The sequence below is a fragment of the Cryobacterium aureum genome (assembly GCF_002954245.1).
Classification (GTDB): domain Bacteria; phylum Actinomycetota; class Actinomycetes; order Actinomycetales; family Microbacteriaceae; genus Cryobacterium; species Cryobacterium aureum.
In genome coordinates this window covers 527,298-538,675 of sequence record NZ_PPTG01000048.1, presented here as the reverse complement: position 1 = coordinate 538,675, position 11,378 = coordinate 527,298, and the positions used below count along the sequence as shown (strand labels likewise).

Genomic DNA, 11,378 nt, shown 5'->3' with positions numbered 1-11,378 from the left:
TTGCGCGCTACTCGCCGGCGAATCCGGACGTGTCGCCGACCAGGCGAGTGTTACCGGCCGGGACCGGTTCGATCGCGGCCAGGGCGATTTCCGCCGCGAACTCGCTCACGTTGTACAGTCGACCGGCCGCCTCCTTCCGGGCGTCGAGGGCACCCGGGTTGGACCGTTCGAGCAGCGTCGCCGTGATGGTGCCCTCGATCATGTCTCCGGAAACCACGACGAATCCGATACCGGACTCTTCGAGCTGGGGAATGACGGCGCGCAGGGCGTCTTCACCGGCGCGTTTGCTGCGGGCGACCGGCTCATACTCCGACATGGTGGGTGTGGTCTTGATGAAGTGGGCCTGGTGGCTGGTGACGTAGACCACCCGGGAATCGTCACCGAGCAGGGGGATGGCGCCGTTGAGCAGATTGACCTGGGCGTCACGATTGAGCTTGATGGCGTAGTCAGGCGCCATCCCACTCTCCATGCCGCCGGATGCGTTCATCACGAGAATGTCAAGGCCGCCGAATTCGCTCATGATGGTCGCGAACATCGCGGCAACCGATGCCGGATCAGTCAGGTCGGCGCCGACCGTGATGGCGTCTCCCCCGGCGGCGCGAATGGCATCGCGAAGTTTGTTCGCGCGTACCTCCTTATTGCGGTAGTTGATGACGACGCGCGCACCGGCCTCGGCAAAAAAACCGGCGGTGTCGGCACCGATACCGCGGGACGAGCCGGTGACGAGTACGCGCTTGCCCTCGAGTGATCCTGCTGCAAGTGGATTGGTCACGCGTGCTCCTCAAGAATTCGGTCTGTTTGGTCCATGATGAAGGGTGACCTGATCGGCCACTACCTGCGCTTTCGACCTTATCAACAAGCCTCGGCCGCTCCGCCCGCGTATTGTCGCCCGCACCTGCTAGTTTCGAGGTGAAACGGAATGTGGAGGGTGTCACACATGGTCGATCTGACCGACTATCTCTGGATCTTGTGGCTCGTGTTCATTCTCGTGGCCATCACCATCGAACTGCTAAGCCTGGAATTCACGTTCCTGATGATCTCCATCGGCAGCCTGGGCGGTTTGGCCGCCAATTTGCTCGGCCTGGACTGGTGGCTTCAGATCGTCGTCGCCGCCGGACTCTCGGTGCTGCTGTTGCTGACCATCCGACCGTTCCTGTTGCGGGCTCTGCGCAAGGGCGGCGATCCGGCCCTGTCGAATATCGACGCCCTGATCGGAATGAGCGGCCGGGTCCTGTCGACGGTGACCGAAACCGGCGGGCTGGTGAAACTGGCCAACGGTGAGACCTGGACCGCTCGGCTGCTGACGTCCCGCCCCGGGCTTGGCGCCTCCGGTACCGCGAGTAGCGGCACCGCAGCATCCGCTGAACCGGGCCAGCCGGTCACCGTGCACCTCATCGAAGGCTCCACCGCCGTCGTCATCCCCGCCGAAAGGACCCAGAACAATGCTTGACCCCGCAGCTTTCATCGGTCAGATCTTCGTGATCGCCCTGCTCGCCGTGTTGGCGGTGTTCGTCATCGTCATTCTCGTGCGCGCCATTCGCATCATTCCGCAGGGTAACGCCGGGGTGGTGGAGCGCCTCGGCAAGTATCATAAGACGCTGCTGCCCGGTCTGAATCTGCTCGTGCCGTTCGTCGACCGAGTGCGGCCGCTGCTTGATATTCGCGAGCAGGTAGTGTCGTTTCCCCCGCAGCCCGTAATCACCGAGGACAACCTCGTGGTCTCTATCGACACGGTCGTCTACTTTCAGGTGACGGATGCCCGCGCCGCCACCTACGAGATCAACAACTACCTCGGCGCGGTCGAGCAGCTCACCACGACCACCCTGCGCAACGTGGTCGGCGGGTTGAACCTTGAAGAGGCATTGACCAGCCGAGACAACATCAACAGCCAGTTGCGCATCGTGCTCGACGAGGCTACCGGCAAATGGGGCATCCGCGTGGGCCGAGTCGAACTCAAGGCCATCGAGCCGCCCCACTCCATCCAGGATTCCATGGAGAAGCAGATGCGTGCCGAACGTGATCGTCGTGCGCTGATCCTCACCGCCGAGGGCACCAAGCAGTCCGCTATTCTCACCGCTGAGGGCGCCCGCCAGGCCGCCATCCTCGAAGCCGAGGGTGACGCCAAAGCTGCCGTGCTGCGCGCGCAGGGTGAGGCCGAAGCCATCACCACGGTCTTCAAGGCTATTCACGATGGAGACCCTGACCCGAAGCTGCTCGCCTACCAGTACCTGCTCACCCTGCCCAAGCTGGCGGAAGGCAGCGCCAACAAGCTGTGGATTGTGCCGAGCGAACTCACCGAGGCCATGAAGGGAATCGGCAGCGCGTTTGGTGCCAATACCCAGAACCCCTCGACCGCACCCGCCGCATCCGCAACGCCGCAAGCCTAGGCGGTGGTCGAGAACGCCCCGTCAGTATTTCTGGATGCACCGCACCCTAGGGTTTTTGCCCATCGCGGTCTAGCGCAGGAAGCGCCGGAAAACACACTTCTCGCCTTCGTGAAAGCGTTGGCCGGCGGGGCCACCCACCTCGAAACCGACGTACACGTGTCGCTCGACGGTGTGGCCGTGATCAGCCACGACCCCGACTTGACTGCGCTCGGCCGGGACGTGCGCATCGACCAGCTGACCCTGACCGAACTGAAACGCATCAACCTCGGTTTCGGTCAATCGTTCACGTCCCTCGCCGATGCCCTCGAGGCATTCCCATCGGCCCGGTTTAATATTGACATCAAGACGGATGCCGCCGTCGAGCCCGCCGCTCGGGCCATTCGCCACCAGCAAGCCACGCCGCGGGTCCTCGTGACCTCGTTCAACGAACCACGCCGCCGTCGGGTGGTCGATCTGCTGCCCGGCGTGGTGTCCTCCGCCTCATCACCGCTCGTCGTCCGCGCCGTCGCAGCGATGAACTTAGGCCTCACGTCGGTAGTTCGTCGCACGCTGGCGGGCTGCGTCGCCGTGCAGGTACCAGAATGCGCCGGGCCGGTTCGAATCGTGACGCCCCGTTTCATCGCGATGATGCATCGGGTGAATATCGAGGTGCATGTGTGGACAGTGAACGACCCGGCAGACCTGATTCGACTGCTTGATCTGGGTGTCGACGGCGTCGTCACGGATCGCACCGATCTTGCTGTGGCGGCCATTAGTCGTCGAACCTGAGAATTACCTCCCAGAACGGGGGGTCCGGGAAGGTTAACACCCAGCTTGATGGTTTACAAATGTGACAGCATCGTGGTCGAATTGTGATCGCGAGCGAGAGGAGACCACACTATGGCTGACCGCAGTTTGCGTGGCATGAGATTAGGCGCACAAAGCCTACAGAGCGAAGAAGGCGTAACCTTCTCCCCCCGGGTTCCGCACACCTACCGGTGTGAAACGTGTGGGCGTGAGACGGTAATGATTTTCTCGGCCGAAGCCGAGCCTCCGGATGAATGGGAATGCAAATATTGCGCACGGACGGCGACCCGACTGGTCGATTCCCTGCCGGTGATCGTTGACCACTCCGACGAGAAGATTCCTCGGACCCACTGGGACATGCTGCTGGAGCGACGCACCAGAGACGAACTCGAAGAACTGCTCGAAGAGCGCCTCTCCGTGTTGCGCCTGCGCCGTGGTGGCCAGCAGAAGATCGGCGCCTAACCGCCGGTTCCACCCCAGACGACCCCGCACTTCGTGCCGGGGTCGTTGTTGGTTAAAGCCGTGTCAGCAAAGCGGCGCGCGCCAAGCTGCGACGTTGGCATCCAGCGGCGCCGAAGCAGAGCGCCAGCCCGGCCAGGCCGAGCCCCGACACGAGCCACTCGACGCCCCGGCCGGCGACCATCGCCGGCGTGATGCTGTCACTGAGCGGCACCGTTTGCACCATCGCGCCGGCCGTGAAGGTCGGCAAGCTGTCCTGGGTGTGCCCGTCGGGAGTGATGATGGCGCTCGATCCGACCGTGGAGATGTTCACTACAGTACGGGAGGTCTCGATCGCGCGCAGCCGGGCAATTGCGAGCTGCTGCACGCTCTCGTCGGTGTGCCCGAAATCGGCATTGTTTGTTTGGGCGAGAATGATCTGGGCTTTATCGTCGATCATCTCGTGCACCAGCTGGTCGTCGGCGATATCGAAACAGATAGCGATCCCGGCCAGGACCCCATTGATATCGAAGATATTGTCACGGGTGCCGATGCCGTAATCCCGGCCGATGAGGTCGATTAGCTCCGGGGCGAAAGGGCGCCAGAAGGCCCGATCCGGCATATATTCCGCAAAGGGCACCGGGTGCACTTTGTCGTACACGTCGACGGCACCGCGGCCCGCTTTCCACAGCAGCGAGCTGTTGTAGTAGGTGTCCCCCGGCTTGGTGATGGTGCCGGTGATAAGCGGGGCATCCATTTCGGCACTGATGTAGTCGAGCACCTGCGCGGCTGCCTCGGAACGGGTGGGATCGATGTCGCTCGCGTTTTCCGGCCAAACCACGAAATCGACCCTCTCGCCGATCAGCGGCAGGGTGGCCGAGGTATGGTCCTGCAGAATCTGCCCCGGTGAATTCTCCGCAAACAGGCCGGCATCGGCGTTGCCCTGCACGGCGGCGAGGCGAACCTCGCCGCTGTGGATGGTCGGCCAGGACGGGACGGCGAGCACCAGCGCGACGGCACCAACGGCGATGCCCGTGCGCAGCGTGCGCGCCAGCTCGGGTTCGCGGAACAACTGCACGACCAGGGCGCTCAGCCAGACCACGATGAAGCTCAGGCCGGAGAAGCCGACCCAGGCCACGAGCGGTCCGAACGGACTCTCCGACTGGGAGAGCGCAACGCGGCCCCAGGCAAAGCCGCCGTAGGGCCAGACCGCGCTGATTGCCTCCCTGGCTGTCCACAACCCGGCAACGATGACCGGCACCAGACCGAGACGACCCCAGACGCTCGGCCAGACCCGGGGACCGTGCCGCAGAACGACCGCGGTGAGCCCGAGCCCGACGGCGAAGAACAGGCTCTCCAGCCCGCCGAGCGCGAACCACGGCACGAGACCGAGGTACAGGGTGATCCAGAAGATATGAATCAGCCAGAACGATAGTCCGGCGACCAGACCAACGAGTAGCCCGGTCGCGAGGCTTCGACCGAGCAGCGCCAGGAGCATGAGCGCCACCCCCACCGGCGCGAGAAACCACCAGTCGCGATCCGGGAAACCGGCATCGAGAACTGCTCCGGCACCGGCCGCGACCAGGACGGATGCCCACAGCGGCAGGCTAAACGCACGCTCACTCCCCCACATGGCGGGTTCAGGCCACCGAGGAGTAGGCGACAATGCCGCGTCGGATCGCGTCCATCGCGGTGCGTGCTGTCGGCCCGACGTGTCCGTCGCCGGCAATGCTCAGCTGGTCGAGCAGGTCGATGGTCTGTTTGGTCCAGCGCACGAAATCGCCGGCAGCCATCTCAGCCTCGTAGAGCACGTCGGCAAGGGATGCGCCGCGTGCCCACTTCCACATGGCGAGGCTGAGGCCGACCGCGAGCGGGTTGCTGCCGGGCAGTTTGTGGTCACGCTCGAGGTCGTCAATCCGACTCCAGAGGTCTTGCGTCTCGTCCAGCGCCGGGCGGAACGGCCCCGTCGGCAGGTAGCGGGCATCGATGAGTCCCTCTTCGCGTCGCGGTTCGAAGACAAGCGCACAGGCCATCGCTGCGAGGCTTGCGGCATCGAGTTCGTTCCACAGGCCTCGGCGCAGAGATTCGGCGACCAGCAGGTCCCGTTCGGCGTAGATGCGGCGCAGGATACGTCCACTCTCGCTGAGTGCGATCGTGCCGCTGGCATCGGATTGGAGATAGCCATAGCCGAGCAGAACGTCGGTCACACGGTCGAAGACGCGGGCGATGGCTCCGGTGCGCTGCGAGATTTGCTGGTTGAGGGCATCCGTTTGGCGCTTGAGTTTGAACCAGCGTTCCGCCCAGCGGGAGTGTGCTTCTCGATCGGGACAGTGATGGCAGCCGTGGGCGCGCATCTGCTTGCGCAGGCTGGCGACCTCCCGCTGTCGTTTGTCGCGTTCACCGCGCAAGGAGTTGTCGGCTTTGGCACCCTCGCGTTCCACCTCGGTGAGGCGACGGCGAATAGCAGAGTACTCTTCAAAATTACCCAAGTGGCAGGTCATGCTGGTCTTGAACCCGGCCAGGGATTCCTCTTGCTGGCGCACGGAGCGGGCCAGGTCGACGACGGCGCGGTCGGCCTGGAACTGGGCGAACGAGGACTCAAGCACACCGCGAGTACGCGTGACGCCGAACTGGTCGATCAGGTTGACGCCCATGTTGTAGGTGGGTTTGAAACTCGAATTCAGCGGATAGGTGCGCCGGGAGGCGAGCGAGGCTACGGCCTGCGGGTCCAGTCCCTGGGCCCACTGGATGACCGAGTGGCCGAGGGTGTCGATTCCGCGGCGACCGGCCCGACCGGTGAGCTGCGTATACTCCCCCGGGGTGATCGGTACGCGAGCCTCGCCGTTGAATTTCTCCAGTTTGTCGAGTACGACCGTGCGGGCGGGCATGTTGATGCCGAGGGCGAGCGTTTCAGTGGCGAAGACAGCCTTGACCAACTTCCTTTGAAAGAGCTCCTCGACAACCTCCTTGAACGCCGGCAGCAGACCGGCGTGGTGCGCAGCGACTCCGCGTTCGAGCCCGTCGAGCCATTCGAAGTAGCCGAGCACGCCGAGATCTTCGTCCAGCAGGGTGCGGCATCGGTCGTCGACGATCTGGCGGATTTCTTCGCGTTCGTGTTCCTGAGTCAGGCGTACGCCCGAGCGGAGCACCTGCCGAACGGCCTGGTCGCAGCCGACCCGACTGAAGATGAAGAAGATAGCTGGCAGCAGATGTTTACCGTCGAGCATGCGCACGATGTCCCCGCGGTCCATCCGTCCGGCGTCAAACTGGGGGCGTTGCTTGTCATGACCCCGGTACCCCCCGGATTGACTGCCCTGGCGACCGGATCCTCGGCCGCGCCCGCCGGCCGAACGTCCGCCCGCGTGCGCCAGGCGCACGAGTTCGGGATTGACCCGATGCGCGCCGATCAGCCCCGTGGAGTCGAACAGATCGAGCATATTGTTCTTGACCAGCACGTGCTGCTCGAGCGGAACCGGCCGCTCCTCAGAAACGATCACGTCGGTCTCACCGCGGACGGCCTGCAGCCAGTCACCGAATTCCTCCGCGTTCGACACTGTCGCGCTGAGCGATACCATGCGCACCGGCTGTGGCAGGTGGATAATCACCTCTTCCCAGACAGCTCCGCGAAAACGGTCCGCGAGATAGTGCACCTCGTCCATCACCACGAAGGCCAGGTCGGTCAGTAAATCGGAATCGGCGTAGAGCATGTTGCGCAGCACTTCGGTGGTCATGACCACGATGCGGGCCCCCGGGTTGACGTTGCTATCTCCGGTGAGCAATCCGACCTGGTCCGCACCGTACTCGGCCACGAACTCCTGAAACTTCTGGTTGCTGAGGGCCTTCATCGGAGCCGTGTAGAACACCTTTGCCCGGGACCGCTGCATCGCCAGGTAGATCGCGAATTCGGCCACGATCGTCTTGCCAGCTCCGGTCGGGGCGGCAACGAGCACGCTGTTGCCGGCCTCCAGGCACGCGCAGGCTTCACGTTGGAACGGGTCGAGGTCGAAGCCTAAGCCGCTCTCGAAGCCCTGCAGGAGCGGCTTGGCGGCCCGGATGCGCGCAGCCGAGTACCGATCGGCCGGCGATTGCGTGTGCGTCACGTGATCCTAACAATTGCTACAGCGTGTCTCGCGACAGCTTAGAGCGCGAATTCTTTCTCAAAGGCGAGCACTTTTTTGGCCGCGCGTCGATCGTGCAACCAGGCGATACCGTAGGCGGCGAAGTACAACATGACCATGGGAATGGCCAACAGGAACATTGAGACCACGTCGGCGGCCGGGGTGGCGATCGCCGTGAACAGCACGATGACCAGAATGGCGATCCGCCAGGACTTGATGATCGACGCTGCGCTGATGACGCCGGCGAAATTAAGCAGCACGATAAACACGGGCAGCACGAACGCGATGCCGATCGCCACTACGAGTTTAAGCACAAAGTCGAAGTAGCCCTGAGCGTTGATGAACGCGGAATCCTCTGGCGGGGCGAACCCGGTCATGAGCTCGACCACGTGCGGCAAGACGATCCAACCCGCTGCGCAGCCGGCCAGGAACAGCGGAATGGCCGTGAACAGAAACCCGAAGGTGTATTTCTTCTCAGTTCGAGTGAGCCCCGGCACCAGGAAGGCGAAGACCTGATACAGCCACACGGGGCTGGAAACTATCAGACCAACGTAGAGAGAAATCTTGAGTTTGAGGTCGAAGGCACTCGTGATATCGGGGTAGTTGATCTGGGCATTCCGATGCTGCGCCTTGATGATGGCGTAAATCGGTTCCCGCAGCTGATCCCAAACAAAATCGGAGAGGAACCAACCGATAACGGCTCCAATGAGGAGGCCGGCAGCAGCCAGGTAGAGGCGCTTGCGCAGTTCGATCAGGTGTTGCCCCAATGACATCTTTCCTGCTTTGGTCGCACTCCGCTCGGCGCGGACCATGCGGCGCTAAGGCTTCGCGGCGGGGTCGGTTGGGCCGACCGCGGTGGAGCCGGCCGTGCCGGACGCGTCGTCTCCCGTGGTGCTCGTCGACCGAGCAGGGGTGCTGGGGTCGGGATCGACCGCGTCGCTCTTGATCTCACTCTTGAAGATCTTCATGGACTGGCCCAGGCTGCGAGCGAGTCCGGGGAGCTTGGGCGCACCGAAGAGAAGCAGTACGACGACGAGGATGATCAGGAAATGCCATCCGGTCAGGTTTTGCAGCATGAGGGCGTGTCCTCTGTCTTAGCGAGTAGTGCAGCGGGCGTGGCGGTTAGCGGGCGTTCTGGATCAGTTTACCCCGCACGATCCGCCCATCGCGACGCATCTGGTTGCGGTGGGCCCGTTCTGCTCGCAATTGCTCGACCTTTCCGAGCAGCACGGCCGAATCGGCGAATACGGCCAGGTCTCCAGGAGCGGAAGCGGCCGATCGATCGAATTCCCCTGTGGGCAGCTGATCGCGGAGCGATTCCAGCGCTCGCAGGGTACCGCGGGCCTTACGGAACAGCGTTACCGCAAACCAGCCGAGCACAGCGAGCAGTCCCAGAGCCAGAACGCACCAGATGAGCAGCCACGACCACCACGGCATCCGCTACTCCGCCTTCGACCGGCGCTGATGATCGTCGGCGTACTGGGCGAACCCGGCTGCCGCCCAGTCAGCGACCACCTGGCGTGATTCGGCGGGTTCGAGAACGGTGACGATGCCGGCCAGGCCGGTGACCAGGCGCTTGAGCGCGTGGGAATGGGCGACGCGCAGTGTGATGCGAGTGCGTTCGCCCGATCCGACCGGCTCTGCTCGTTCCGGGCGGTAGTCCGCCAGCAACGGCAACGCCGTGGTCGGCAGCTCGAGTCGAACATCGACGTCTCTGGTAGAGGCCTGAAACAGTGTATTGGGCAGAACCAGGTCGGCCGGGTGCGTGCTGCGTGGCACGTCCGTCACGCGCGGTTCGCTCATGCGGTCCAGTCGGAACGTGCGCACGGCTTCGCGAAGATGGCACCAGCCGCGCAAGTACCAGTCGTTATCGACGGACTCAATGCGCAGCGGGTCGACGAGCCGGTGTTCCTGGTCGCCGCGAGCGTTCAGATAGTCGAACTCAACCTGCATCTGCGTGCTGAGCGCCGTCTGCACGATGTTTCGGGTGGTTCCGGCATCGCGCTGTGCGACGGCCACCTGGGTCGGGGGTGCCGATGCGCTGCGGGTCAGCTTGGCCATCAGCGATGCGATGGCGTCGGTATCGGCGTTGTCGGGCAGCGCTGACAGGTATTGCAGGCCGGCGATTAGCGCTGCGGCCTCGCGGGCGGAGAATCGCGGGGAGTCGTCGATTGCGACCTGGTGGGTGAGCACGATCCGATCGTTTGTCTCGAATTCGTCCCACTGAATGTCAAACAGGTCGCCGTGCAGGTACTGGCGTGTTTCCCCGGGGATGCCGGACAGTGCGATCAGGCTGACCAGTGCACGAACTCGTTCCGCCGACAGCCCGAAATGCTCCGCCACCTCGGTGACGGTGACGCTCCCCCGGTCGATGAGGTACGGAACGAGGGATAGCAGCAGCGTGAGCTGGTCACCGGCTACCCGTGGCTGGGAAGCTGCACTCGACCGCGCGCGGAGCGACGGTGTTCGGCGGCGAGGCGTGCTTCCGGAAGAAGCTGCGGGCAGCGGGCCTGAATGAGCGTCCGTGGTTGCGAGCAGCCGATTCTCCACGGCAGTGCGTAAGGCGAGCGGGCTCTCGACGAATACCTCCGGGCCGAATCCGGCTAGTTCGTCGGCGAGGATATTCAGGTCGGTGAAGTGCAGGCTGCGCTCGAGTCCCGTGGACTGCTGGACCGGGGAGGCTGGGTGCTGCATTTCCTGGCGCGCGCCGAGACGCACAGCGGCGTCGGATCCGGGCACCACGACGATGCGGGCGATATTACCCGCCCAGAGGGCCTCGAGCTCGGCCAGGGCTCGAGCGCTGTCGGTCGCACCGTCGATGACCGGACCCGGCGTCACGGTGGAAACGACAGCCGCTGTGCTGACAACTGCGACTGAACCGACGATACGAGCCAGCAGAAACGTGCGCGGTTCGTGAACGGTCTCATCCGCGGCGTACAGGTGCCAGCGGCCTTCGTGCTGCACGAGCGCGCGCGGAGCCACCACACGACGCACCGGCGTGGTTTCCCCCGGCTTGAGGTACAGAAAAGCCACGACCTGCGCACGGTCGAGCGCCTTGCTGAGCGGTTCGAAACTCGCATCGCGCGTTCGCAGCAGGGGCGCGTAGCCGAGTACCGGTTCACTCGACTCCACACCCAACGAGTTCAACTTCATTAGGGCACGGCGGGATTCCCCGGATAGAGATCCTTCGCGCCACACCGTGCCGGCCAGTTTCAGCAGGGAAACCTCGCCGGGCGTGAAGGTCACGTCAGCCGGCAGGTCGTAGAGACCCTTCGGTATTCGATACCGCAGAAAGTGGTTGCTTCCCGGGTCGTCCGGGGGCTCAATCGTCTCGAGCGGAATGCCCAACTCACGCAGGTCGTCCTTGTCTCGCTCAAACTGGCGCTCCAGGCTCTCGTTCGAACCGGAGGATGCATAGCGCTGGCGGTAGCCCTGCACGTTTTGAAGGATATCGGCCTTGGTCAACCCCGAATCCGTTGCCACGAGGGCCAGGACGAGGCTGAACAGTCGCTCAGGAGCCGTGATCGCCGATGGCTTGAGAACGGTTCCCTCGGTCGAATCGGGATGCGGAGGCGTCGAAGTCACGGTGTGATTCTATCGTCCGAACCAGGCGTCAGACGCGGTGGCACGGGCGCGGTGGGTTGAGCCT

Annotated in this window: 11 protein-coding genes; 4 read left to right on the top strand and 7 right to left on the bottom strand. The window is 63.8% G+C overall.

Going from position 1 to position 11,378, the window contains the following annotated elements:
- Positions 1-7 precede the first annotated feature (7 nt).
- Positions 8-772, bottom strand: a complete 765-nt coding sequence (locus CJ028_RS19355) for an SDR family oxidoreductase (protein WP_105036784.1) — start codon at positions 770-772, stop codon at positions 8-10.
- Between the two features lie 165 nt (positions 773-937).
- On the opposite strand from CJ028_RS19355, the gene CJ028_RS19350 reads away from it, so the two are divergent.
- From CJ028_RS19350 to CJ028_RS19335, 4 genes are all read left to right on the top strand, one after another.
- Complete coding sequence (locus CJ028_RS19350) at positions 938-1,450, top strand: NfeD family protein (RefSeq protein WP_105036783.1); 513 nt, start codon at positions 938-940, stop codon at positions 1,448-1,450.
- A complete protein-coding gene (locus CJ028_RS19345; RefSeq protein WP_105036782.1) occupies positions 1,443-2,387 on the top strand; it encodes an SPFH domain-containing protein in 945 nt (314 codons plus the stop codon). The genes CJ028_RS19350 and CJ028_RS19345 overlap by 8 nt, the downstream gene beginning before the upstream one ends.
- 3 nt (positions 2,388-2,390) lie before the next feature.
- Positions 2,391-3,155: a glycerophosphodiester phosphodiesterase family protein gene (locus CJ028_RS19340; RefSeq protein WP_276309405.1), complete on the top strand. Its 765-nt coding sequence runs from the start codon at positions 2,391-2,393 to the stop codon at positions 3,153-3,155.
- 111 nt (positions 3,156-3,266) lie between these two features.
- Complete coding sequence (locus CJ028_RS19335; protein WP_105036781.1) at positions 3,267-3,635, top strand: RNA polymerase-binding protein RbpA; 369 nt, start codon at positions 3,267-3,269, stop codon at positions 3,633-3,635.
- Positions 3,636-3,687: 52 nt separating this feature from the next.
- Here CJ028_RS19335 and lnt read toward each other — a convergent pair whose 3' ends face one another.
- Genes lnt through CJ028_RS21570 form a run of 6 tightly spaced genes read right to left on the bottom strand, consistent with a single transcriptional unit; the run spans position 3,688 to position 11,314 of the window.
- Positions 3,688-5,244, bottom strand: coding sequence for an apolipoprotein N-acyltransferase (gene lnt, locus CJ028_RS19330; protein ID WP_105036780.1), 1,557 nt, complete (start codon positions 5,242-5,244; stop codon positions 3,688-3,690).
- Between the two features lie 7 nt (positions 5,245-5,251).
- Positions 5,252-7,711: a DEAD/DEAH box helicase gene (locus CJ028_RS19325; protein ID WP_105036779.1), complete on the bottom strand. Its 2,460-nt coding sequence runs from the start codon at positions 7,709-7,711 to the stop codon at positions 5,252-5,254.
- A gap of 38 nt (positions 7,712-7,749) precedes the next feature.
- Complete coding sequence (tatC, locus tag CJ028_RS19320) at positions 7,750-8,502, bottom strand: twin-arginine translocase subunit TatC (RefSeq protein WP_105036778.1); 753 nt, start codon at positions 8,500-8,502, stop codon at positions 7,750-7,752.
- Between the two features lie 45 nt (positions 8,503-8,547).
- Positions 8,548-8,805, bottom strand: a complete 258-nt coding sequence (tatA, locus tag CJ028_RS19315) for a twin-arginine translocase TatA/TatE family subunit (RefSeq protein WP_105036777.1) — start codon at positions 8,803-8,805, stop codon at positions 8,548-8,550.
- A gap of 46 nt (positions 8,806-8,851) precedes the next feature.
- Positions 8,852-9,166, bottom strand: coding sequence for a hypothetical protein (locus CJ028_RS19310; protein WP_105036776.1), 315 nt, complete (start codon positions 9,164-9,166; stop codon positions 8,852-8,854).
- 3 nt (positions 9,167-9,169) lie between these two features.
- On the bottom strand, positions 9,170-11,314 hold the full coding sequence (locus CJ028_RS21570; protein WP_240607429.1) for a helix-turn-helix transcriptional regulator: 2,145 nt from the start codon (positions 11,312-11,314) through the stop codon (positions 9,170-9,172).
- Between the last annotated feature and the right edge of the window lie 64 nt (positions 11,315-11,378).